The organism is Streptomyces sp. CA-294286, assembly GCF_050947155.1.
Classification (GTDB): domain Bacteria; phylum Actinomycetota; class Actinomycetes; order Streptomycetales; family Streptomycetaceae; genus Streptomyces.
In genome coordinates, this window is sequence record NZ_CP192005.1 from 2346050 (window position 1) to 2370000 (window position 23951).

The following is a 23951-nucleotide window of genomic DNA, read 5'->3' on the forward strand; positions in this document are numbered from 1 at the left end:
GTACGGACATCCCGGCTTCAGAAGTCCCACGACAGAAACGGAATCCGTCATGTCCGCACGCCTCGTCCGCACCGCCCGCCGCACCCGCCTGTTCGCCGCCTCCGCAGTCGCTCTCACGGCGGTGCTCTCCCTGACCGCCTGCGACAGCGGTGAAGGCGCGAAGGACGCCGGAGCCGCCCGTACGTCCTCACCCTCGTCCGCTCCCTCCGAATCCGCCGACGGCAGCGACGGCAGTGACGGCAAGCCGACGGGTGCAGCCGAGCCCGGCCAGACGGGAGGCGAGGCCCAGCAGACCTCCACCACCTCGGGCAGCGCCGGAAACGTCGCAGGCAAGGGCAACGGCCAGGGCGGCGGCACCGGCACCGCCGGAACCGCCAAAACCCCCGGGGCCAAGACCGACCCCGACGCCCCCGCCCACCGCGACCGCTGCGACGCCTCGAACATCACGGTGACCGCACAGGTCGTCAGCCGCCCCCTGAACACCATGATCCTCACGGCCACCAACAAGGGCGCGAAGCTCTGCGACCTCTACTATGCCCCGGTGGTCCGCTTCGAGGGCGCCCAGTCCGTGCCGCCGTCGATGAAGGACACGCAGCCGCAGGCCGTGGTGAGCCTGCGCCCCGGTGCGAGCGGATACGCGGCCGTGAAGCTCTCGTCCCCGACGGGCACCCCGGACCCCGGTTACACCGCGAAGTCCCTTTCCGTCGGCTTCTACGACGCCCAGCACAAGAACGTGGGCGGCTTCGCGCGGGCGGCCCTCCCCGAAAAGGGCGTCTACGTCGACAGCTCACTCAAGGTCTCGTTCTGGAACTCCGACCTCGACGACATCAGCAGCCTCTGAGCCCGAACGCCCGTGGCATCGCGGGCGAAGCCGCCCCCGTCCCCTGCGCAGTCCCGGGGACGGGGGCGCGCCTCTCCTCCGCGCCGAACTCGCACCACACGACCTTTCCGGGGTTGCGCTCCCCCACCCCCCAGTTGTCGGCGAGGGCGGCGACGATCAGCAGCCCCCGCCCGCCCTCCTTCAGGGCCGGCCCGCCGACCTCGGCCTTCCGGGGCTTCCCCGGCCCGCTGTCGTGCACCTCCAGCCGTACGAGGTCCCTCGCGGCCCACACCCGGATCTGGAACCCCCGCCCCGGCGGAACGCCGTGCTCCAGCGCGTTCGTGGCCAGCTCGCTGACGCACAGCAGTACGTCGTCCGAACGGGCGGCGTCCCCGAGTTCCGCGAGCACCAGGCCCACGAACCGCCGCGCCTCCGGCACGGACCGGCGCTCGCGCCGAAAGAAGTGCTCGCCGCACAGGGTCAGTTGAGTTGTCTCGTTCACGCGACGAGGGTTGCGGAACGTGACCGGTGGGGAGCACTGGGTTCACCCGTACAAAAAATCTGTACGGGTCGGAACACGCTCAAGCAGGTGCGCGTACGGGGAGTTTGAACAGCATGAGCCCCAGGCAACGCCAGAGGAAGAACACGTCCGCCATGAGGATGCTGGGCAAGCAACTGGCCAGATTCCGCGAGGCGGCCGGTCACACTCAGCAGACGCTCGCCGACGCCGTGCAGGTGGACGTGGAGACCATCGCGTCGATCGAGCAGGGCAGAAGGGCACTGCGCGCGGATCTCGCCCAGCTGTTGGACGAACTCCTGGACACGCGGGGTGCGTTGCGGGTGGGCGTGGAGAACATGCCGGACGTCGACCAGTTCCCCCGCTGGGCGGAGGAGTACATGGCGCACGAGCGCGAGGCCCTCACTCTGTCCTGGTACGACAACCAGGTGCTGCCGGGCCTGCTCCAGACCGCCGCGTACGCGGAGGCGGTACTGCGCAACCGCGTCCCGGCCTTCGACGAGGACGAGATCGCCAACCTCACCGAGGGGCGACTCGCCCGGCAGCAGATCCTGCACCGCAAAGAGCCGCCGACCGCCAGCTTCGTCGTCTGGGAGCCGGTACTCCACCTGGCCCTGTGCACTCCCGCCGACCACACGGCCCAGCTGCGCCACCTGCGCGCCTGCGCCGACCTCCCGGACCTGGCCCTCCAGATCCTCCCGCTGTCCAGCACCAAGCACGCGGGCCTCGCTGGCCCCTTCATCCTCCTCGAAACACCCGAGCACCAGCACCTCGCCTACATCGAGGGGCAGCTCGGCAGTCAGTGGGTCTCCAGCCTGGACGACGCCTCCAGGCTGGCGCGCAAGTATGCGATGCTGCGAACTCAGGCCCTCAACACCGAGGACTCCAAGGGTCTGTTGGACAGGTTGCTAGGAGACCAATGAGCACCACACTTCAGTGGTTCAAGTCGAGCTACAGCAGCGACGAGGGCGGCGCGTGCCTCGAACTCGCCTACTCCTGGCGCAAGTCGAGCCACAGCGCCTCCGAGGGCGGGCAGTGCGTCGAAATCGCCGCCCACCCCACCGCCATCCACGTCCGCGACTCCAAGAACCCGGACGGCCCCACGCTCACCCTCACCCCGACCGCCTGGTCCGCGTTCGCCCGTACGGTCTGACGCCCCACCCCGTACAAGCACGCAGGGCAACCTCCCGACAACACGAGACGGCTGCCCTGCGCATCCGGGCCGGGCGGCGGCGAGCCCCGCCCGCCTCCGCCCGCAGACCTCAGCGCAGCGCCCGCGCCGCCTCCGTCGCCCAGTACGTGAGGATCATCTGCGCACCGGCGCGCTTGATCCCGGTCAGCGACTCCATGATCGCCCGGTCGCGCTCGATCCAGCCCTTCTCGGCGGCGGCCTCGATCATCGCGTACTCACCGCTGATCTGGTACGCGGCCACCGGCACGTCGACGCTCTCCGCGACCTTCGCCAGGATGTCGAGGTACGGACCGGCCGGCTTGACCATCACCATGTCCGCACCCTCCTCCAGGTCCAGCGCCAGCTCCCGCATCGATTCACGGGCGTTGGCCGGGTCCTGCTGGTACGTCTTGCGGTCGCCCTTCAGCGAGGAGCCGACGGCCTCCCGGAACGGACCGTAGAAGGCGCTCGAATACTTGGCGGTGTACGCGAGGATCGACACGTCCTCACGCCCGATGCCATCCAACGCGTCACGGATGACGCCGATCTGGCCGTCCATCATGCCGCTCGGCCCGACCACGTGGGCGCCCGCGTCGGCCTGTACCTGGGCCATCTCGGCGTACCGCTCCAGCGTCGCGTCGTTGTCGACGCGACCGTCCGCGTCGAGCACACCGCAGTGGCCGTGGTCGGTGAACTCGTCCAGACACAGGTCGGACATGACCACGAGGTCGTCGCCGACCTCCTCGCGCACGGCGCGCAGGGCGACCTGGAGGATCCCGTCGGGGTCGGTGCCGACGGTTCCGGCCGCGTCCTTCTTCGCCTCGTCCGGGACTCCGAACAGCATGATCCCGGACACGCCTGCCTCGACGGCCTCCACGGCCGCTTTGCGCAGGGAGTCGAGGGTGTGCTGGTACACGCCGGGCATCGCGGAGATGGCGACGGGCTCGCTGATCGACTCCCGGACGAACGCGGGGAGGATCAGATCGGCCGGGTGCAGGCGGGTCTCCGCGACCATGCGCCGCATCGCAGGAGTGTTCCGCAGCCGCCGGGGCCGGGCCCCCGGAAAGGATCCATACGCAGTCATACGGCCAACGCTACGCCGCCCCACCCCCCATCTTTACCGACACCCCGCCGGTGACCCCCACCCCCACCGGACGCCTCCCCTCCGCCCCCATTCCCTACCCCCTCCCCCCATGTGGTCAGCTAGAGGGTCGTACCCACCCAGCAACCGCACCCCCGCCCCACTCCCGCCCCACTCCCCGCCCCAGCCCCAGCCCCAGCCCCAGCCCGAAGGGACAGCCATGACGGACCAGCCAGACCTGGAATCCGGCGCATCCGCCAAAGTCCCCTCCCCGGCCCACCCCATCTCCCGCACCCTTGCACCACCCCACGCACTCACCCCCACCACCTCCCCGCCCTGTGCACCCGCACCCGCACCCACGGCCTCCTCGCACCCCGCACCCACCCCCGCGACCTCCCCGCGCCCCTCCCCCGCCCCCTCCGACCTCGCGCTCCTCCGCGCCGAACTCCGCCACCTCCGCGCCCGAGCCCACACCCACCCGCTGATCTCCCAGGCCCAGGGCATCCTCCAGGAGCGTTACGCCCTCGCGGACGGCGAATCCGCCTTCGCCCTCCTGCAACGCGCGTCCCAGCAGCACAACGTCCGCATGCGCCTGCTCGTCGAGGCGGTCATCCGTACGCCAGGACCGGACCCGAGGCACCACCCCCTCTGGTTCCCGCGCCGCACGCAGCTCCCGGCCCCGCCCCTCACCTTCCAGGCCGCGCGCCAGGCCAACGGCGACACCAACGGGGCCTCCCCCCTCAACCACGGCACCGTGCTGCGCTCCGTCCTCAGCCAGCTGCTCGCCATCACCGACACCGACATGGGCAACGTCCAGCTCCCCGACCGGGTCCGCGGCGGACTGCGCCTCGAACACCACACCGGCCTCAGCGAGGACTTCGTCGACTTCTTCGCGCACGTCGGTGACGACGGCACCTCCTGCGCGGAGGCCGCCCGCACCCTCAGCCAGGTCACCGTCGGCGACGTCGAGTCCGCGCCGGTCTTCGACGAAGCCTCGCGGCGGGCCATCCTGGACGCGGGCAGCCGCGCCGCCCACAGCGCCCCGCTGTTCACGTCCGCCGGGGTCTGCGTGGGCATGGCCTCCGCCCACCTGGACCGTACGGTCAAGCAGATGACGGCGGCGCAGCACAAGGCCATGACGGACCTGGGCGCGCAGGCCGGGCAGTGGCTCGCCTGGTACAACCGCACGGTCCTGACGGACGCCCTGGAACACCTGCACGTCCTGGGCACCCGCCACCGGGGCACCGCGGTCCGCCGCCGCTGACCGTCCCGTCCGGCCCCCGCACAACCTGCCCCCGCACCCCCGCGTCGCCGTACACACGCACACGGAACCCCAAGCCCGCCCTGCGCGCGCACACGGAACCCCCAGCCCGCCCGCACGCGAAAGGGGCGGCCCGGGGGAAGAAATCCCCGGGCCGCCCCACTCGGGCAACCACTCACGGCAACCACTCACGGCAACCGCTCACGGCAACGACTCACCGCGACCACGCCTAACAACACGCACGCCCCACAGCAGGCACGCCCCGCAGCACACACACGCCCGCCCCGCGGCACTCACCGCACCCGGCGCGTCACCTCATGCGCCGCGTCGGCGGTTTCAGGTCGTGCGCCGCCTCCGCGACCCCGGCCGCCGCTCGCTCGGCCTGGCCACGTGCTCGCCGGCCTCCAGCGCCGCCGCCCGGCGCGCCGCGCCGAACTCGGCGAGCGCCTCCGCCAGCCGCGACACCGACGGTTCCGGCGAGAGCACGTCGACCCGCAGCCCGTGCTCCTCGGCGGTCTTCGCCGTCGCGGGCCCGATGCAGGCGATGACCGTCACGTTGTGCGGCTTCCCGGCGATGCCGACCAGGTTGCGTACCGTGCTGGACGACGTGAACAGAACGGCGTCGAAGCCACCGCCCTTGATCGCCTCCCGCGTGTCGGCCGGCGGCGGCGAAGCCCGCACGGTCCGGTACGCGGTGACGTCGTCGACCTCCCAGCCCAGCTCGATGAGCCCGGCGACGAGGGTCTCCGTCGCGATGTCGGCGCGCGGCAGGAAGACGCGGTCGATCGGGTCGAAGACCGGGTCGTACGGCGGCCAGTCCTCAAGGAGTCCCGCGGCCGACTGCTCGCCGCTGGGCACCAGGTCCGGCTTCACGCCGAACTCGACCAGCGAGGCGGCGGTCTGCTCGCCGACCGCCGCGACCTTGATCCCGGCGAAGGCGCGCGCGTCGAGCCCGTACTCCTCGAACTTCTCCCGCACCGCCTTGACGGCGTTCACCGAGGTGAAGGCGATCCACTCGTAGCGTCCGGTGACCAGGCCCTTGACGGCCCGCTCCATCTGCTGCGGGGTGCGCGGCGGCTCGACGGCGATCGTCGGGACCTCGTGCGGCACCGCGCCGTACGACCTGAGCTGGTCGGAGAGCGACGCCGCCTGCTCCTTGGTCCGCGGGACGAGCACCCGCCAGCCGAACAGCGGCTTCGACTCGAACCACGACAGCTGCTCGCGCTGGGCGGCGGCACCGCGTTCGCCGACGACGGCTATGACGGGCTGGTGGCCCTCCGGGGAGGGCAGCACCTTCGCCTGCTTCAGCACCTGGGCGACGGTGCCCAGCGTCGCGTTCCACGTGCGCTGGCGCGTCGTGGTGCCGGCGACGGTCACGGTCATCGGGGTGTCGGGCTTGCGGCCCGCCGACACCAGTTCACCGGCGGCGGCGGCCACCGAGTCGAGCGTCGTGGCGACGACGGCGGTCGCGTCGCTCGCGCCGACCTCCGACCAGCAGCGCTCGTCGGCGGTGCGGGCGTCGACGAACCGTACGTCCGCTCCGGCGGCGTCCCGCAGCGGGACACCCGCGTAGGCGGGCACGCCGACGGCGGTCGCGACGCCCGGGACGACCTCGAAGGCCACGCCCTCGGCGGCGCAGGCGAGCATCTCCTCGCCCGCGTTGCCGTCCAGCCCGGGGTCGCCGGAGACGGCACGGACGACCCGCTTGCCGTTCCGCGCGGCCTCCATGACAAGATTGACCACGACCTTGGACGACATCGGCGTCCGGATCTCCGGCGTGCCCGCGGTCGCTGACGCATCGTCAACCACCGCCAGCTGAGGCGTGCTTACGCCCGCCTTCGCATGAGCACGTACGACATCGAGCACGGCGGGCTCGGCGATCAGCACGTCGGCGCTCGACAGCGCCTCGACGGCGCGCAGTGTCAGCAGACCCGGGTCGCCGGGTCCGGCGCCGAGGAAGGTGACGTGCCCTGGTGCGGAGAACACCGAGGATGCAGGGGTGTTGGTGGGGCTCAAAGTGCTCGCTCCCCCATAAGACCGGCCGCACCCTTGGCGAGCATCTCGGACGCGAGTTCGCGCCCGAAAGCCTCCGCGGCGTGGTGCGACGTGGGTACGGGACCGGTAGTGGACAGCTGCACCAGCTCGGCGCCGTCGGTCGAGCCGACGACGCCCCGCAGGCGCATTTGATTGACAATCTGCCCGTCAACCAGCAAGTCGGCCAACGCACCCACAGGTGCGCTGCAACCGGCTTCCAGGGCGGCGAGCAGGGCTCGCTCGGCCGTCACGGCGCACCGCGTGTGCGGGTCGTCGAGCTGGGCGAGCGTGGCGGCGAGGTCGGCGTTCTCCGCCGTGCACTCGATGGCCAGGGCCCCCTGGCCGGGGGCGGGCAGGACCACGTCGGCGTCCAGGAACTCGGACACCTCGTCGACCCTGCCGATACGGCGCAGCCCGGCCGCGGCGAGAACCACCGCGTCCAGCTCGCCGCTGCGTACGTATCCGACCCGGGTGTCGATGTTGCCCCGGATCGGCACGGTCTGGATGTTCAGCCCGTGGCCGCGCGCGTACGCGTTCAGCTGGGCCATGCGGCGCGGCGAACCGGTGCCGACGCGGGCGCCGTCGGGCAGCTGCGCGAAGGTCAGTCCGTCGCGTGCCACCAGCACGTCCCGCGGGTCCTCCCGCAGGGGTACGGCGGCCAGCGCGAGGTCGTCGGGCTGCGTGGTCGGCAGGTCCTTCAGCGAGTGCACGGCGAAGTCCACCTCCCCCCGCAGCAGCGCGTCGCGCAGTGCCGTGACGAAGACGCCCGTCCCGCCGATCTGCGCGAGCTGCTCCTTCGACACGTCGCCGTAAGTGGTGATCTCCACCAACTCGACCTCGCGGCCGGTCAGTTCGCGCACCGCGTCGGCGACATGTCCGGACTGGGCCATGGCCAGCCTGCTGCGCCGAGTCCCCAGCTTCAAGGCCGTGGTGGCCTTAGCGGCTTCAGTCATGCCCGCCCTCTCTTCGCGCTCTCGGCACCGGTGGTGTCGTTCAAGTCGTCCTTGGGCGCATCGGCCCTGCTCACCGCCGCGACCGTCTGCGGGTCGAGGTCGAAGAGCTCGCGCAGGGCGTCGGCGTACCCGGCGCCGCCGGGCTCGCTCGCCAGCTGCTTGACCCGTACGGTCGGCGCGTGCAGCAGCTTGTCGACCACGCGTCGTACGGTCTGCGTGATCTCGGCCCGCTGCTTGGCGTCCAGGCCGGGGAGCCTGCCCTCCAGCCGCGCGACCTCGTTGGTGACGACGTCGGCGGCCATGCTGCGCAGTGCCACCACGGTCGGCGTGATCTGCGCGGCCCGCTGGGCGGCCCCGAAGGCGGCCACCTCGTCCGCGACGATCCCGCGCACCAGCTCGACGTCGGCGGCCATGGGCGCGTCCGCGGCCGCGTCGGCGAGCGACTCGATGTCCACCAGTCGCACGCCGTCGAGCCGGTGAGCGGCGCCGTCGATGTCGCGCGGCATGGCGAGGTCCAGCAGCGCGAGACGCACCGCGGCCCCTTCCGCGCCGACCGGCTTGGGCGTGCGCACGGACTGCGCCGCCGCCTCGCCGTTGTCGGCCCACGCGCCGTGCAGTTCGAGGGAGCCCGCGTCGGGCTCGGTCCGCATCTGCGGTACGTGACCGGGTGCGGCCTGCGTCGCGGCCGTGTCGGCGGGCACGCCCAGGGCGTCCGCCACGTCCTCCACGGTCAGTACGAGGCCGGTCGCCCCGGTGCAGGAGATCGCGACGTCGACTCGTGTCAGTTCCCGGGCCACGTCGTCCATCGGCACCGCCCGTGCGGCGCCGCCGGACTGGTTCAGGATCCCGGCGAGCCTCTCGGCCCGCTCGGCGGTCCGGTTGGCGACCACGACCTCGGCCACTCCGACCCGTACGAGGGTCGCGGCGGCGAGGGAGGACATGGAGCCTGCGCCGATGACCAGCGCCCGCTTGCCGACGGCCCACTCGGCCACCGGCGCGCCGTCGGCGAGCTGTTCCAGGCCGAAGGTCACCAGCGACTGTCCGGCCCGGTCGATCCCGGTCTCGGAGTGCGCCCGCTTGCCGACGCGCAGGGCCTGCTGGAACAGGTCGTTGATCAGTCGGCCGGCGGTGTGCAGTTCCTGCCCGAGGGCGAGCGCGTCCTTGATCTGTCCGAGGATCTGCCCCTCGCCGACGACCATCGAGTCGAGGCCGCAGGCCACCGAGAACAGGTGGTGGACCGCCCTGTCCTCGTAGTGCACGTAGAGATAGGGGGTCAGCTCCTCCAGCCCCACCCCGCTGTGCTGGGCGAGCAGGGTGGAGAGTTCCGCGACACCCGCGTGGAACTTCTCCACGTCGGCGTACAGCTCGATGCGGTTGCAGGTGGCGAGCACCGTCGCCTCGGCGGCGGGCTCGGAGGCGAGGGTGTCCTGCAACAGCTTCGCCTTGGCGTCACCGGCGAGCGAGGCACGCTCCAGCACGCTGACGGGGGCACTGCGGTGGCTCAGCCCGACGACCAGGAGGCTCATGCCGGCATCACGGCGGGCACGTCGCCGTCGGGTCCCTTCCGGTTCGCGGCGGCCTCGGCCGCGCGGCGCGCGGCGGGCGGCAGCAGGGCCGCGGCAGCGGCCTCGGCGTCACCGGCCTTGCGCTGCTCGTGGAAGGCGAGGATCTGCAGTTCGATCGACAGGTCGACCTTGCGCACGTCCACCCCCTCCGGGACCTGGAGGACGGTCGGAGCGAAGTTGAGGATCGACGTCACGCCGGCCGCGATCAGCCGCTCGCTGACCTGCTGTGCGGCGCCGGCCGGAGTGGCGATGACTCCGATGGAGACACCGTTCTCCTCGATGATCTTCTCCAGCTCGTCCGTGTGCTGGACGGGCATCCCGGCGACCGGCTTGCCGGCCATCGCGGGGTCGGCGTCGATGAGGGCGGCCACCCGGAAGCCGCGGGAGGCGAACCCGCCGTAGTTGGCCAGTGCCGCGCCGAGGTTTCCGATGCCGACGATGACGACCGGCCAGTCCTGGGTGAGGCCCAGCTCGCGGGAGATCTGGTAGACGAGGTACTCGACGTCGTAGCCCACGCCCCGGGTCCCGTAGGACCCCAGGTAGGAGAAGTCCTTCCGCAGCTTCGCGGAATTGACCCCCGCGGCTGCGGCCAGCTCCTCCGAGGACACGGTCGGAACCGAGCGCTCGGAGAGCGCGGTGAGGGCGCGCAGATACAGCGGAAGGCGGGCGACGGTGGCCTCGGGAATGCCTCGGCTACGGGTCGCCGGTCGGTGAGTTCGGCCAGTTGCCACGGTGCTCCTGCGGGATGAGCGGGGCTGCAGGCGGCCGTAAGTCCCAAGACCGCCCCGTCGAATGCAGGCTATGTCTTTGTGAACGCGTGCACAAAGATGGTGTCCGATTTGTCCAAGCAAAGTGACCGGGGTCACGCGCTCACGGCCCGTAATACGGGAACCGGAACAGGTGCGGCGACGTCGCCCGAGCTTCGGGAGCAAACCCGGACACTCCCCCCACAAATCAGCCCCCAAGCCAACCCAAACCACCACCGATGGTACGCCGCCCCCGGCCTCTCCATTCCCCCCGCGCCACCCCGCCGACCGGACGCCCGCCGCGCCGACCCCCGGGGGGGGCGCCCCCACCGGCCCGCGCGCCCCGCCGCGCCCGTACGCCGCCCCGGCCCCCTTCCTACGCCCCCAGTTCCCTGCGCAGCCTCGTCCCGTCCACCTTCCAGAAGGTGTGCTGCTCCCCGTCCACCAGGACCACCGGAACCTGCTCCCAGTACTCCCGGTACAGCTCCTCGTCCACCGAGATGTCCTTCTCCTCCCAGGGCACGCCCAGCTCCCCGCACACCTCCTCGACGACCACCCGCGCGTCGTCGCACAGATGACACCCGGGCTTTCCGATCAACGTGACGAGCCGCTGTCCCGGCTCCTTCTTCTTGTTGCGCCGCAGCAAAGGGGACATCCCCCCATTCTCGCCGCCCGGCCGTGCCTACCGGGCGACGCCGGACGCAGTCCCCGCACCGGCCGGTACGCGGTCTCCGTACGCGATCTCCGTCACATCCCCGCCCCGGAGAGTTCACACCTCCGCAGCCCTCCCGCTCGGGAACTCCCGAACAGAATGGCTATGCTCACGACATGGCCGCACTGGGATGGCTCACCCCCCGTAGGCGCTCCGCGACCGCACGGAGCGTGCTGGCGGGCGAGGCTGCAGCCGAAGCAGCACGCAAGTCGTCACTGGAGATCGAGGAGCTGGAGGCGGCCCGCGCCGCCGGCCCCGGGGCTCCGGACGAAACGACTCCCGAGCCCGACTTCCCCGTCCACGGCGACACCGAGGCCGCCGCCTTCTTCGACCTCGACAACACCGTCATGCAGGGCGCCGCGATCTTCCACTTCGGCCGCGGCCTCTACAAACGGCGCTTCTTCGAGCGCCAGGAACTGGCCCGCTTCGCCTGGCAGCAGGCCTGGTTCCGGCTCGCCGGGGTCGAGGACCCCGAGCACATGCAGGACGCCCGCGAGAGCGCGCTGTCCATCGTGAAGGGCCACAAGGTCTCCGAGCTGATGACCATCGGCGAGGAGATCTACGACGAGTACATGGCCGAGCGCATCTGGCCCGGCACCCGGGCCCTCGCCCAGGCCCACCTCGACGCGGGCCAGAAGGTCTGGCTGGTGACCGCCGCCCCCGTCGAAACGGCCACCATCATCGCCCGGCGCCTGGGCCTGACCGGCGCGCTCGGCACGGTCGCCGAGTCCCACGACGGCGTCTACACCGGCCGCCTGGTCGGCGAACCCCTGCACGGCCCCGCGAAGGCGGAGGCGGTACGCGCGCTCTCCGCCGCCGAGGGGCTCGACCTCACCCGGTGCGCCGCGTACAGCGACAGCCACAACGACATCCCGATGCTCTCGCTCGTCGGCCATCCGTACGCGATCAACCCGGACGCCAAGCTCCGCAAGTACGCCCGAGAACGCGAGTGGCGGCTGCGCGACTACCGCACCGGACGCAAGGCCGCCAAGGTCGGCATTCCCGCCGCGGTCGGCGTCGGCGCCCTCGCGGGCGGCACCGCGGCGGCCCTCGCACTGCACCGCCGCCGCCGCTGAGCCCGCGCGGCCCTCCGGGCCGCACGGACCGTCCGCCACCGGCCGTCACATTCCGCTTCCGTACGAAAGAAACCGCAACCGGCACGCACAGGGGCCGGGTGCACCCCGCTTCCCGGGGCGCACCCGGCCCTCCGCCGTCGTACGGCCAATCCCCAGGGCTTACCCCGGCTCCTCCCCCGTCAGTCCCCTCCCCCGCACTCGGCCACAACAGATCGGGCAACCAGACAGTTCACGGCCCGATCCGATCAACAAGTGGTCACGAACTGCTACTTGATACGTCGCCTAGACGTAACAGAAGAGACGGAAACGGTGATTTGAGCAACTGGGTGTAGTGCTGCCTGTACGAAGCGTTATTCTCCTCAGACGCATTCCGGAACCCATTCATCAGCATCACGAGTGAACAGTCCGGTACTGCACGTGATGGAAGCTCTGCCTCTGGGAGTCCCGTGTACCCACACGTCGGGGTTGACGCCTCGGGCCTGGCTACGCTGCGCGCAACGGTCGCAAACCGTCTGCGCGGCTTCGTCCCCACCGCGTACGCCGTCCCCGCCTTTGCCACCCCTCTACCCGCCGGACCCTGCTATGCCCTGGCCGACGGCGGTGCCGCCGTCGGCAGACGTAGCCGCGGCACCGGCGGCTCGGGCACCGGCACGTCCACCGTCCGTCGGCCCACCGCCGACAGCGACAGCGCGCGCATGATGGATCTGGTCGAGCGCGCCCAGGGAGGCGAAGCCGATGCCTTCGGCCGCCTCTACGACCAGTACAGCGACACGGTCTACCGCTACATCTACTACCGCGTCGGCGGAAAGGCGACGGCAGAAGACCTGACCAGCGAGACGTTCCTGCGCGCCCTGCGGAGGATCTCCACCTTCACCTGGCAGGGCCGCGATTTCGGCGCCTGGCTGGTCACCATCGCCCGGAACCTGGTCGCGGACCACTTCAAATCGAGCCGGTTCAGGCTCGAAGTGACCACGGGCGAAATGCTCGACGCCAACGAGGTCGAGCGGAGCCCGGAGGACTCCGTCCTGGAGTCGCTCTCCAACGCGGCCCTGCTGGAAGCCGTGCGCAAGCTCAATCCGCAGCAGCAGGAGTGCGTCACACTCCGCTTCCTGCAGGGCCTCTCGGTCGCCGAGACGGCCCGCGTCATGGGCAAGAACGAGGGTGCCATCAAGACCCTCCAGTACCGGGCCGTCCGCACCCTGGCCCGCCTGCTCCCCGACGACGCCAGGTGACCGCCACCCCGGTCGCCTCCGACACAAGGTGACCGTTCGATCACCGGCTGTCGAAGCCTGACATCTTCGGCAGTCGGATCATCTTTCGTCCGTAACCCAAGTGCCCGGCGGCTCGTTGTGCGGGATGCAGGCTCCCTGCGGTCACGCCATGCCCGCAGCCACTCACCCATTCGTGTGGATGCTTCCATGGCGTGCAACCTTCCGGATCACCCGGGGAGTCGATCGTCATGACGAGAGGAGGTGCCGCCAGTGATCGCGAACGTATCGGCGCACCGGCGGGCCAACGCCTTCGCCCAGGCGCTGGAGGATCAGGAACTCCAGGGCACGGCGGCCGAGCAGCCCGAAGGTACGGCCGGAGCAGCCGAAAGGTCTGCCGACCAGGGGACACTGCTGTCCCTGGCCGCGGGTCTTGGCGACCTGCCCGCACCGGAGATGGACCCCGAGGTCAAAGTGGTGCAACGAGCGCAGCTCGTCGCCGCCATGGAAGCCATGATGCTGGAAGGCACCGCGGCAGGGCCCACCGGCCCTCAGGTGCCCGAACAGCGCACGGGGCGGGGAGCCCACCGGGCCACCGCCCTCCGCAAACTGCGCCCCCGCTCCCGCTGGTCGAAAGGCCTGGCGGCGGGCGGACTCACCGTGGGCGTGGCGGCCGGAGCCTTCGGCGGCGTGGCCGCCGCCAGCTCCGACGCCCTCCCCGGTGATTCGCTGTACGGGCTCAAGCGCGGCATGGAAGATCTGAAGCTCACCATGGCGGGCGACGAGTCCGACCGGGGTCAGATCTACCTCGACCAGGCGTCCACCAGACTCCAGGAGGCCAGACGCCTCATGGAGCGGGGCAGGGCCGCCGACCTCGACCACGAGCAACTGGGCGAAGTACGGCGCACGTTGAACGGCATGAAGCACGACGCCAGCGAGGGCCACCGGCTCCTCTACGAGGCGTACGAGAGGGACGGCAACATCGGCCCCATCCAGGCGCTGACCGCCTTCTCCAAGTCGCACCGGGAAAGCTGGAGCAGTCTGCGCAGCCTGCTGCCCGCCCAGCTGGGCGACGTCGGCTCGCAGGTCAGCTCGGTGTTCGACGCCATAGACCAGAAGGTGGCCCCGCTCCAGTCCCTGCTGCCCGAGCCACCGCAGCCGGACCAGAAGCCGGCCGCTCCGAGCACCCACAAGGACCGACCGGGCACCCCGCACCGGACCGACGGGACCCGTCCCGCCGCCCCCGGCAGCACACCCGGCACCCCGCACCAGGGAGGCAGGCCCGACAGCACACCACCGCCCGCGTCGTCCTCGGACGGGGCACCGTCCGAGAACCTCATCGGCGGAGCCGGCGACCTGCTCGAACCGCCCGCGCCCGACAAGCCCGACGCCCCGCCCGCCCCGGCCAGGCCCACCAGGCCGGCCGTCCCCGACGTCACGATCCCGCCCATCCTCCCGGACGTACTGCCGGGCCTGGGCATCAACGGCGAGGACACCAAGGGCTAGCGACCGCCGTGCAGCGGCGGCCGGTGCGTACCGTACGTACAGGTAGGACACCGGCCGCCACTGCACGCGGCGCCCTCATCCCCCCTCACCGGGACACGGTCAGAAGAAGACCGACCGCCTCTGCACCAGCAGCTTGTAGAGGGTGTGCTGGATCTGCTCGCGCACCTGGTCCGTCAGGTTGAACATCAGCATCGGATCCTCCGCCGCCTCCTCCGTGTACCCGTCGGTCGGAATCGGCTCGCCGAACTGGATCGTCCACTTCGTCGGCAGCGGCAGCATCCCCAGCGGCCCCAGCCACGGGAACGTCGGCGTGATCGGGAAATACGGCAGACCCAGCACCCGCGCCAGCGTCCTGGAGTTCCCGACCATCGGATAGATCTCCTCCGCGCCCACGATCGAGCACGGCACGATCGGCGCCCCCGCACGCATCGCCGTCGACACGAAGCCGCCGCGCCCGAAGCGCTGAAGCTTGTAGCGCTCGCCGAACGGCTTCCCGATGCCCTTGAACCCCTCCGGCATCACCCCGACCAGTTCCCCGCGCTCCAGCAGCGCCCGCGCGTCCTCCGCGCACGCCAGGGTGTGGCCGGCCTTGCGCGCCAGCTCGTTGACCACCGGCAGTACGAAGACCAGGTCGGCGGCGAGCAATCGCAGGTGCCGCCCCGCCGGATGCTCGTCGTGCACCGCGGCCTGGAGCATCAGCCCGTCCAGCGGCAGCGTCCCGGAGTGATTGGCGACGATCAGCGCCCCGCCCTCGGTGGGAACGTTCTCGATGCCCTTCACCTCGACCCGGAAGTACTTGTCGTAGAACGGCCGGATCATCGACATCAGGACCTGGTCGGTGAGCTCCTTGTCGTACCCGAACTCGTCGACCTCGTAGTCCCCGGTGATCCTCCGCCGCAGGAAGGACAGCCCGCCCGCGATCCGCCGGTCCCAGCCGCCGCGCTCCGCGCCCGGCTCCTCGGACTCCACGGCGGGCGTCCCGGGCAAGGGGTCGTGCTGCTCCGGTACGGGGGCCAGCGCGCCCCCCGCGGCAGCGGCACCGCCCTTGCGTCCGCCGCCGCTGCCGCGCTTGGCCGGGCCCGAGCGCGCGGCTCCCGTCCCGCGCCGGGACCGCGGATCGTCACCGAAGGGGATGACCTTGGCGTCGGCCATGTCAGATGCGCTCCTTGGATGCTGTGGACGACTGAGCCGTGGACGACCGGGATGCGGACGAGGGGGCTTCCGGGGCTTGCGTACGTGCGAACTCGGCGAGTCGGCCGACCTGTTCGGCGGCCCGGTCCACGGCGCTCGCGAGGGCCTCGGGCGGCAGCAGCCCGGTCCCCCGGCTGCGCGCGAAGTCCGCGAAGGTCTCCGCCGTGGTGTACTTCGGCTCGAAGCCGAGCGTCTCGCGCATCTGCGTGGTCCGCACCACCCGCCCGTGCGTGAGCAGCCGGATCTGCTCGGGGGAGAAGTCGCTCATCCCCACCGTCCGCAGCGCCGAGCCGACCCACCGCACGGCGGGCAGCAGGAACGGCACCGTGGGCCGCCCCAGCCGACGTGCGCACTGCGACAGCAGCAGCACCCCGTCGCCGGCGATGTTGAAGGTCCCGCTGTTCAGCGTTCCGCGCCGGGGTTCGTGCGCGGCGATCCGCAGCACCTCCACGACGTCGTCCTCGTGCACGAACTGCAGGCGGGGGTCGTACCCGAAGACCGTCGGCAGCGCGGGCAACGAGAAGTAGTCGGCCAGCGGCGTGTCCGCGCACGGCCCCAGGATGTTCGCGAACCGCAGCACGCACACCGCCACGTCCGGCCGCCGCCGCGCGAATCCCCGTACGTACCCCTCGACCTCGACGGCGTCCTTCGCGAAGCCTCCGCTGGGCAGCGACTTCGGTGGCGTGGCCTCGGTGAAGACGGCCGGGTCGCGCGGCGCCGACCCGTACACGCTCGTGGTGGACTTCACGGCCAGCCGCTGCACGGTCGGCGACTTCTGACAGGCCCCGAGCAGCTGCATGGTGCCGATGACATTGGTCTCCTTGACCACGCTCCGTCCGCCGCCGCCGCCCAGCGGCGTCCCGGTCACGTCCAGGTGCACGACGGTGTCGACGCCGTACTCGGCCAGGACCCGGGCGATCGACGGCTGCCGGATATCCACCTGGACGAAATCCGCGCCCCCGAGAGGATGCTCGGGCGGTACGGCGTCGACCCCGATCACCCGGTCCACCTCGGGATCCCGCTGCACACGCCGTACGAAACGGCCTCCCAGCTGCCGGGCCACACCTGTGACGAGCACGACCTTGCCCAAGATCAGCGCCTTCCCTCGGTCTCCCCTGAGGCCCCCGGTTGTCCACCGGGTCTCCCCCCGACGGCCACCGTAACGCCTTGATGTTGCGCTGTGATGACCGCACGGGCCGTGCGGTGGCCGCAATCCCCGGGTACCCGCCGAACGGGTCGGGCAACGCGAAGAGGCCCTCCCGCCAGTGTTGGCGAAAGGGCCTCTCCGTGTGCGTACAGCTGTCGCTTACTTCTTGTTACGACGCTGAACGCGGGTGCGCTTGAGCAGCTTGCGGTGCTTCTTCTTGGCCATCCGCTTGCGCCGCTTCTTGATAACAGAGCCCACGACTACCCTCGCTTCTCTCAACTGGTGCGGGGCGTCTGGGCCCACACGACCTACAAGGGCCTAGCCTACCCGCCACCTCGTGAGGGACGTAATCCGAGGGGAACCCTAGGCTGTCTCCACCCCCACGAAGGACTCCCGGAGGTACTCGTGAACCGCTTGCTCCGGGACACGGAAGGACCTGCCCACCCGGATCGCCGGCAGATGACCGCTGTGCACCAAGCGGTACACGGTCATCTTTGACACTCGCATCACCGAGGCGACTTCCGCCACGGTCAGAAACTTGACCTCGTTGAGAGGCCTCTCGCCTGAAGCAGTCATGACCCACCTGTACCTTCCGCACATGACGCGCACCGGCTTCCCCTTCCGGTGACTCTTCGTCGCTGTGCGCTCACTCCCCAGACTAGGGGCGTGTGATGCGAGTGGGGAAGAGGAGATGCGTTCGGCCCGCTACCGTGACAGACACGCTCGATTGAGTACATAGCGAGTAAGCGGTCGGTAGTAATCAGACCGCACAGCGTCATCGAGCGGAACAGTGACGGCGACCCGCCCCTCGGCCTCACCGACGAACAGCGCGGGGTCGTCCACGTCCGCCAGCCCGATCGCCTCGAACCCCAGCTGACCTGCACCGCAGACCCATCCGTGGTCTCCCACCACGAGCCCCGGCAGGGGCCCGCCACCCTCCGCGGCCGCCTGCAGAACCACCCGAACCGGGAGGGGAGAATGGGAGTGCACGCCGGTGTCACTCCCGGGCTTCCGTGCGCCGGGTTCGCGCATCAGCGCGACTCCCCGTACGTAGTCAAGGTTGTACGTACGTACGCCGAACCGGGTCGTTATGTCGACACAACGCCCCTGCGCGGGAGTGAGCACTTCACACCCCGCCGCCGACAGGGCGTCTGCCAACCCGGCGTAGAAATCGACCAGTCGGTGCGGGTGCCCCGTCCCGAACAGCACTGGTGTTCTCTTCGCCGCCGCCTCTCCGAGCTTCTCGGCGAAGGCGTCCAGGGCGTCCAAGGTCCGCTCCGGGTCGATGGAGTCGGGGCCGACCCGGTAGCGAAGGTCCCCCGACACGCCGCACCTCTCCGCCATCAGTCGCACCAACTCCCGCTCTTGCCACCTCTGTTGTGGCTCCAGCCCCAGCAGGACCCTGGGGTCTCCCGCCCCGAACAACCGATAGCTCCGCAGACTCACCTCCCGCGCGGTGGCCACCTCACCCGCCAACTTCGTCGCCACCAGATGCGCCCTCAACCCGCCACGACTCACCACCCCCTCATCCTCCCGCCACCCCCCGCCACCCGTCCCCCGATCCCCACCCCCACCCACCCCCATGGCCTAACCCCGGTACGACGCCGACCCCACACGCCACAAGCCCCCGGCCGACGCCGCCACCCCGACCTCACCCCCTGGAGGAACGGGGCCACCCCTACGTAAGCCCCCTTGGGCGGCGGGGCCACCCTTACGTCAGCCCCCTTGGGCGGCGGGGCCGCCCCCCGGGGGCGGAACGGGCGGGCAAGGAAGCGGCCCCCACCGGACGGTGCACCCCCGCCCCACGCCCCGCCACTGCCCGTACCCCAACCCCCAGCGCCGGAACGCCCGACGCCCCAACCCCCAGCGCCCGGACACCCGACGCCCCAACCCCGCGCGCCCGAGCACCCGAGGCCCCGACCCCGCGCACCCGAACGCCCGACGCCCCAACCCCTCGCACCCGAACGCCCGCACCTCACTGCGTGGGCCAACACCCCACACGCACACCCCCTACGCCAGCAATCCCCTCAACGGAAACACCGCCCCCCGCACCGCCACCACCGCCTGATCCACCCGGTCCGCCGGGTCGTACCCCTCGTCCCACCCCCGCCAGGCCACCGTCCGCCCATCCGTCATCCGCCCCGGCCCCAACTCCCGCGTGAGCGCGTAGACCTGGTCCTTCCAGCTCTGCGGAATCACCGACTCCGGCTCCACCGGCCGATGCGCCGCAATCCCCACCAGGTGCGTCCAGGACCGCGGTACGACATCCACCACCGCGTAGCCCCCGCCGCCCAGCGCAAGCCACCGCGCGCCCTCCGCGTACTCGTGGGCCAGCTCGTGGCAAGCCGCCTGCACGGCCCGCTGCGCGTCCAGCGACACCGCCAGATGCGCCAGCGGGTCCTCGAAGTGGGTGTCCGCCCCGTGCTGCGTCACCAGCACCTGAGGACGGAAATCCGCCAACAGCTCCGGCACCACCGCGTGGAAGGCCCGCAGCCACCCCTCGTCGCCCGTCCCGGCCGGCAGGGCCAGGTTCACGGCGCTGCCCTCGGCCGCCCCCGCCCCACCCGTCTCCTCGGGCCACCCCGTCCCCGGGAAGAGCAGCCGGGGGTGCTCGTGCAACGAGATCGTCAGCACCCGCGGGTCGTCCCAGAACGCCGCCTGCACCCCGTCCCCGTGATGCACGTCCACGTCCACGTAGGCGACCCGCTCCGCGCCCAGCTCCAGCAGCCGGGCGATCGCCAGCGCCGCGTCGTTGTAGACGCAGAACCCGGCCGCCGACCCGGGCATCGCGTGGTGCAGCCCGCCCGCGAAGTTCACCGCGTGCGAGGCGTCCCCGCGCCACAGCGCCTCCGCGGCCCCCACCGACTGCCCGGCGATCAGCGCGGCCGCCTCGTGCATTCCGCGAAAGGCCGGATCGTCCTCGGTCCCCAGCCCGTACGCCGCGTCCGCGTCCCGGGGCGACGCCGAAGCCGCCCGTACCGCGTCGACGTAGTCCTGCCGGTGCACCAGCCGCAGGGTGGAGTCCCCCGCCGCCGGCGCCGCCACCACGTCGACCGCCGTGTCCAGCCCGTAGGCCCGTACCAACCCCATGGTCAGTGCGAGCCGCACCGGATCCATCGGGTGGTGGTCCCCGAAGTTGTACGCCGTGACGGCGTCATCCCACATCAACAGTGCGCGACCGCTCATGCCCGCCACCGTATCGGCCGCCCTCTCCGTCGAACGAGCGGGCGTACACCAGCGTCACCAGCACCAGAACCATCGGCACGAGCATCGCCCCCCGGTAGTTCCAGGCGTCCCCCACGGCCCCCACCAACGGCGACCCCACCAGGAAGCCCACGTAGTTGAAGACGTTCAGCCGCGCCACGGCCACGTCACTGTCCGCCGGGAACATCCGCCCCGCCGCCGCGAACGTCTGCGGCACGATCACGCACAGCCCCAGGCCCAGCAGCGTGAACCCGGCCATCCCCATCCACGGCGTCTGCGCCGCCGCCACGACCCCGAACCCCACGGCCGCGACCACCGCCCCAGAGCGCACCACCGCCACCGCCCCGAACCGCCGCACCCCGAGGTCCCCCACGGAACGCCCGATCAGCGTCGTCACCATGTAGACGTTGTACGGAACGGTCGCCAGCGCCTCCGACGAACCCAGCACGTCCTGGAGGTACTTGGCGCTCCAGTTCGCCACCGTCGAGTCCCCGATGTACGCGATGGCCATCACCATGCACAACGGCAGCATCAACCTGAACGAGAAAGCCCCCGCGGCCCTCCCCGCGCCCTCACCCACACCGACGGCAGCCCCCGCTCCCCCTGCCTTCGGCGCGTCGACGTACCACTGGCTCCCCACCAGCACCGTCGGCACCAGCACGACCACCACCGGCAGGTACGACACCAGCAGGGACAGTTCCCCGTACGCCCCCAGCCCGGCCAGCGAGGCCCCGACGATCCCACCGAGGCTGTACGCCGCATGAAACCCGAGCATGATGCTGCGCCCGTAGGCACGTTGCAGGCTCACCCCGAGCATGTTCATCGAGGCGTCCAGCATGCCGACCGAGACACCGAACAGCCCGAGCGCGAGCGCTCCGTGCCACATCTCACGCCCGCCGCCGACCCCGAGCAAGGACAGCAGCACCATGGGCTGCGACCACCGCAGCACCGCCGCCGGCCCGAAGCGCCTGGCCAACGCCTCGGCGGCGAAACTGCCGACCCCGGCCAGGACCGGTACGGCCGCCAAGAAGACCGGAAGCACCGCGTCCGACCAGCCGTACTGCTTCTGGATCGCCGGTATTCGCGTCACGAGGATCGCGAAGGCCACGCCCTGGGCGAAGAAACTCAGCGCCAAAGAAGCCCTGCCGTGCCGCAGACGCGCATCTGTCATGAACGGTGAGAGTACGACTACGCACTACTCATGGGTAGGTGGATCACCCGCCCAATTTCCCCGCTCACCGACACCGGGCCGGGCTCAGCACCGCTCAGCACCGGGCCCTGCTCGGCGCGACCTGCCCGGCCTCACCGCCACAGCACCCTTCCCCACTCCAGACTCCAGTTCCTCATTCCAACAGCCCGAGCAGCGCCTTCATGTCCGAGAAGTACCCGTTGACTCCTTCGAGGCGTTCCGCGGGAGTCATCGCCGTGTAGCCGTAGACGTCCATCCCGGCCGCCCGAGCCGCCTGCACCCCGAGCGGACTGTCCTCGACCACCACGCACCGCTCGGGGGCGACCCCCATCCGCTCGGCCGCATGCAGGAACAGGTCGGGGGCCGGCTTTCCCTTTCCCACGTCCTCGGAGCTGAACAGCCACTCCTCCTCGAACCACTGGTCGAGCCCGGCCCTGTGGTGCCCGACCCGGATCCGCTCGTGGCTCCCGGAGGAGGCCACGCAGTACGCCACCCCGTCCGCGACGAGTTCCGCGAGCACGTCCTCGACACCGGGCACACCCTGGAGCTCCCGCTCGAACGCGGCGAAGATCCGCTCCTGCAGGTTCCTCTCGAAGTCCGTGGGCAGGTCCCGTCCGGTCCTCTCCTTGATGAGGTCGTGCACCCGGTGCACGGCCGCTCCCATGTAGTCCCTGAGGGACTCGTCGTACGTCGTGGGGTGTCCGAGCTCGGTCAGGTAGCCGGACAGAATGGTGTTGGAGAGCGGTTCGCTGTCCACGAGGACGCCGTCGTTGTCGAAGATCACCAGTTCGTAGCGCATGAGTCGACCATAAACGCAAAAAAGCCGCTGCCCCCGAGTCAACAGACTCGGGGGCAGCGGCTTTTTTTAAAATTTGTTCGGCGGCGTCCTACTCTCCCACAGGGTCCCCCCTGCAGTACCATCGGCGCGGAAAGGCTTAGCTTCCGGGTTCGGAATGTAACCGGGCGTTTCCCTAACGCTATGACCACCGAAACACTATGAAACACTGAACACCTGGCTGTAAACACAGGACTGTTCGTTATTTCAGAACTAACACAGTGGACGCGAGCAACTGAGGACAAGCCCTCGGCCTATTAGTACCAGTCAGCTCCACCCGTTACCGGGCTTCCACATCTGGCCTATCAACCCAGTCGTCTACTGGGAGCCTTAACCCCTCAAAGGGGGTGGGAATACTCATCTCGAAGCAGGCTTCCCGCTTAGATGCTTTCAGCGGTTATCCTTTCCGAACGTAGCCAACCAGCCATGCCCTTGGCAGGACAACTGGCACACCAGAGGTTCGTCCGTCCCGGTCCTCTCGTACTAGGGACAGCCCTTCTCAATATTCCTACGCGCACAGAGGATAGGGACCGAACTGTCTCACGACGTTCTAAACCCAGCTCGCGTACCGCTTTAATGGGCGAACAGCCCAACCCTTGGGACCGACTCCAGCCCCAGGATGCGACGAGCCGACATCGAGGTGCCAAACCATCCCGTCGATATGGACTCTTGGGGAAGATCAGCCTGTTATCCCCGGGGTACCTTTTATCCGTTGAGCGACAGCGCTTCCACAAGCCACTGCCGGATCACTAGTCCCGACTTTCGTCCCTGCTCGACCCGTCGGTCTCACAGTCAAGCTCCCTTGTGCACTTACACTCAACACCTGATTGCCAACCAGGCTGAGGGAACCTTTGGGCGCCTCCGTTACTCTTTAGGAGGCAACCGCCCCAGTTAAACTACCCATCAGACACTGTCCCTGATCCGGATCACGGACCGAGGTTAGACATCCAGCACGACCAGAGTGGTATTTCAACGGCGACTCCACCATGACTGGCGTCACAGCTTCACAGTCTCCCACCTATCCTACACAAGCCGAACCGAACACCAATATCAAACTGTAGTAAAGGTCCCGGGGTCTTTCCGTCCTTCTGCGCGAAACGAGCATCTTTACTCGTAGTGCAATTTCACCGGGCCTATGGTTGAGACAGTCGAGAAGTCGTTACGCCATTCGTGCAGGTCGGAACTTACCCGACAAGGAATTTCGCTACCTTAGGATGGTTATAGTTACCACCGCCGTTTACTGGCGCTTAAGTTCTCAGCTTCGCACACCCGAAAGTGCACTAACCGGTCCCCTTAACGTTCCAGCACCGGGCAGGCGTCAGTCCGTATACATCGCCTTACGGCTTCGCACGGACCTGTGTTTTTAGTAAACAGTCGCTTCTCGCTGGTCTCTGCGGCCACCCCCAGCTCACCGTGTAAAACGGATCACCAGTGATGGCCCCCCTTCTCCCGAAGTTACGGGGGCATTTTGCCGAGTTCCTTAACCATAGTTCACCCGAACGCCTCGGTATTCTCTACCTGACCACCTGAGTCGGTTTAGGGTACGGGCCGCCATGAAACTCGCTAGAGGCTTTTCTCGACAGCATAGGATCATCCACTTCACCACAATCGGCTCGGCATCAGGTCTCAGCCTCAATGTGTGACGGATTTGCCTATCACACGGCCTACACCCTTACCCCGGGACTACCACCGCCCGGGCTGGACTACCTTCCTGCGTCACCCCATCGCTTACCTA

The 23951-nt window shown here is 69.9% G+C and carries 22 protein-coding genes and 2 rRNA genes (1 of these 24 cut by a window edge); 7 read left to right on the forward strand and 17 right to left on the reverse strand.

Annotated features, from left to right (window positions below; all coding sequences use genetic code 11):
- The first annotated feature begins 49 nt into the window (after positions 1 to 49).
- Positions 50 to 841: a DUF4232 domain-containing protein gene (locus ACQPZG_RS15125; RefSeq protein WP_433546289.1), complete on the forward strand. Its 792-nt coding sequence runs from the start codon at positions 50 to 52 to the stop codon at positions 839 to 841.
- Here the strand turns inward: ACQPZG_RS15125 and ACQPZG_RS15130 are convergent.
- Complete coding sequence (locus ACQPZG_RS15130; RefSeq protein WP_433546290.1) at positions 828 to 1322, reverse strand: ATP-binding protein; 495 nt, start codon at positions 1320 to 1322, stop codon at positions 828 to 830. The two genes, ACQPZG_RS15125 and ACQPZG_RS15130, sit on opposite strands and share 14 nt — an antisense overlap.
- Before the next feature lie 113 nt (positions 1323 to 1435).
- Between ACQPZG_RS15130 and ACQPZG_RS15135 the strand changes: the two genes are divergently transcribed.
- Complete coding sequence (locus ACQPZG_RS15135; RefSeq protein WP_433546291.1) at positions 1436 to 2260, forward strand: helix-turn-helix domain-containing protein; 825 nt, start codon at positions 1436 to 1438, stop codon at positions 2258 to 2260.
- Entirely contained in the window at positions 2257 to 2490 is a 234-nt protein-coding gene (locus ACQPZG_RS15140; protein ID WP_433546292.1) for a DUF397 domain-containing protein, read from the forward strand. The genes ACQPZG_RS15135 and ACQPZG_RS15140 overlap by 4 nt, the downstream gene beginning before the upstream one ends.
- A 109-nt stretch (positions 2491 to 2599) precedes the next feature.
- Here ACQPZG_RS15140 and hemB read toward each other — a convergent pair whose 3' ends face one another.
- Positions 2600 to 3592 carry a porphobilinogen synthase gene (gene hemB / locus ACQPZG_RS15145; RefSeq protein WP_433546293.1) on the reverse strand — a complete coding sequence of 331 codons (993 nt, stop codon included), beginning with the start codon at positions 3590 to 3592 and terminating at the stop codon, positions 2600 to 2602.
- A 217-nt stretch (positions 3593 to 3809) separates the two neighbouring features.
- Between hemB and ACQPZG_RS15150 the strand changes: the two genes are divergently transcribed.
- Complete coding sequence (locus ACQPZG_RS15150) at positions 3810 to 4853, forward strand: ANTAR domain-containing protein (protein WP_433546294.1); 1044 nt, start codon at positions 3810 to 3812, stop codon at positions 4851 to 4853.
- A 333-nt stretch (positions 4854 to 5186) separates the two neighbouring features.
- Here ACQPZG_RS15150 and ACQPZG_RS15155 read toward each other — a convergent pair whose 3' ends face one another.
- The 5 genes from ACQPZG_RS15155 to ACQPZG_RS15175 all read right to left on the reverse strand — a co-directional run bounded on the left by ACQPZG_RS15155 (position 5187) and on the right by ACQPZG_RS15175 (position 10803).
- Complete coding sequence (locus tag ACQPZG_RS15155) at positions 5187 to 6866, reverse strand: uroporphyrinogen-III synthase (protein WP_433546295.1); 1680 nt, start codon at positions 6864 to 6866, stop codon at positions 5187 to 5189.
- Positions 6863 to 7837, reverse strand: a complete 975-nt coding sequence (gene hemC / locus ACQPZG_RS15160) for a hydroxymethylbilane synthase (RefSeq protein WP_433546296.1) — start codon at positions 7835 to 7837, stop codon at positions 6863 to 6865. Before hemC ends, ACQPZG_RS15155 begins: the two co-directional genes overlap by 4 nt.
- Positions 7834 to 9363, reverse strand: coding sequence for a glutamyl-tRNA reductase (locus ACQPZG_RS15165; protein ID WP_433546297.1), 1530 nt, complete (start codon positions 9361 to 9363; stop codon positions 7834 to 7836). The genes hemC and ACQPZG_RS15165 overlap by 4 nt, the downstream gene beginning before the upstream one ends.
- Positions 9360 to 10133 carry a redox-sensing transcriptional repressor Rex gene (locus ACQPZG_RS15170; RefSeq protein WP_185027753.1) on the reverse strand — a complete coding sequence of 258 codons (774 nt, stop codon included), beginning with the start codon at positions 10131 to 10133 and terminating at the stop codon, positions 9360 to 9362. Before ACQPZG_RS15170 ends, ACQPZG_RS15165 begins: the two co-directional genes overlap by 4 nt.
- Positions 10134 to 10524: 391 nt before the next feature.
- Positions 10525 to 10803 carry a glutaredoxin family protein gene (locus tag ACQPZG_RS15175; protein ID WP_433546298.1) on the reverse strand — a complete coding sequence of 93 codons (279 nt, stop codon included), beginning with the start codon at positions 10801 to 10803 and terminating at the stop codon, positions 10525 to 10527.
- Between the two features lie 173 nt (positions 10804 to 10976).
- Between ACQPZG_RS15175 and ACQPZG_RS15180 the strand changes: the two genes are divergently transcribed.
- The 3 genes from ACQPZG_RS15180 (at position 10977) to ACQPZG_RS15190 (ending at position 14650) form a co-directional block, all read left to right on the forward strand.
- The gene (locus ACQPZG_RS15180) at positions 10977 to 11936 is read left to right on the forward strand and encodes an HAD family hydrolase (protein ID WP_433546299.1); all 960 of its coding nucleotides are present in this window, start codon (positions 10977 to 10979) and stop codon (positions 11934 to 11936) included.
- Between the two features lie 446 nt (positions 11937 to 12382).
- A complete protein-coding gene (locus ACQPZG_RS15185; protein ID WP_433546300.1) occupies positions 12383 to 13168 on the forward strand; it encodes an ECF subfamily RNA polymerase sigma factor, BldN family in 786 nt (261 codons plus the stop codon).
- Between the two features lie 249 nt (positions 13169 to 13417).
- Positions 13418 to 14650 (forward strand): DUF5667 domain-containing protein, encoded by a 1233-nt coding sequence (locus tag ACQPZG_RS15190; RefSeq protein WP_433546301.1) that lies wholly within the window; start codon positions 13418 to 13420, stop codon positions 14648 to 14650.
- 99 nt (positions 14651 to 14749) lie between these two features.
- Here the strand turns inward: ACQPZG_RS15190 and ACQPZG_RS15195 are convergent, their stop codons facing one another.
- The 10 genes from ACQPZG_RS15195 to ACQPZG_RS15240 form a co-directional block, all read right to left on the reverse strand.
- Complete coding sequence (locus ACQPZG_RS15195; RefSeq protein ID WP_433546302.1) at positions 14750 to 15802, reverse strand: lysophospholipid acyltransferase family protein; 1053 nt, start codon at positions 15800 to 15802, stop codon at positions 14750 to 14752.
- A 1-nt stretch (position 15803) separates the two neighbouring features.
- Entirely contained in the window at positions 15804 to 16931 is a 1128-nt protein-coding gene (locus ACQPZG_RS15200; RefSeq protein WP_433546303.1) for an NAD-dependent epimerase/dehydratase family protein, read from the reverse strand.
- Between the two features lie 216 nt (positions 16932 to 17147).
- On the reverse strand, positions 17148 to 17246 hold the full coding sequence (locus ACQPZG_RS15205) for a 30S ribosomal protein bS22 (RefSeq protein WP_003948845.1): 99 nt from the start codon (positions 17244 to 17246) through the stop codon (positions 17148 to 17150).
- 105 nt (positions 17247 to 17351) lie between these two features.
- Positions 17352 to 17564 (reverse strand): helix-turn-helix domain-containing protein, encoded by a 213-nt coding sequence (locus tag ACQPZG_RS15210; RefSeq protein WP_185027739.1) that lies wholly within the window; start codon positions 17562 to 17564, stop codon positions 17352 to 17354.
- A 129-nt stretch (positions 17565 to 17693) separates the two neighbouring features.
- Entirely contained in the window at positions 17694 to 18509 is an 816-nt protein-coding gene (locus tag ACQPZG_RS15215; protein WP_433546304.1) for a phosphatase, read from the reverse strand.
- A gap of 489 nt (positions 18510 to 18998) precedes the next feature.
- Entirely contained in the window at positions 18999 to 20174 is a 1176-nt protein-coding gene (locus tag ACQPZG_RS15220) for an acetoin utilization protein AcuC (protein WP_433546305.1), read from the reverse strand.
- Positions 20143 to 21363: an MFS transporter gene (locus tag ACQPZG_RS15225; RefSeq protein WP_433546306.1), complete on the reverse strand. Its 1221-nt coding sequence runs from the start codon at positions 21361 to 21363 to the stop codon at positions 20143 to 20145. Before ACQPZG_RS15225 ends, ACQPZG_RS15220 begins: the two co-directional genes overlap by 32 nt.
- A gap of 172 nt (positions 21364 to 21535) precedes the next feature.
- Positions 21536 to 22180 (reverse strand): HAD family hydrolase, encoded by a 645-nt coding sequence (locus ACQPZG_RS15230; protein ID WP_433546307.1) that lies wholly within the window; start codon positions 22178 to 22180, stop codon positions 21536 to 21538.
- A 75-nt stretch (positions 22181 to 22255) separates the two neighbouring features.
- A 5S ribosomal RNA gene (rrf, locus tag ACQPZG_RS15235) occupies positions 22256 to 22372 on the reverse strand.
- A gap of 81 nt (positions 22373 to 22453) precedes the next feature.
- Positions 22454 to 23951, reverse strand: a 23S ribosomal RNA gene (locus ACQPZG_RS15240) (it continues 1628 nt past the right edge of the window).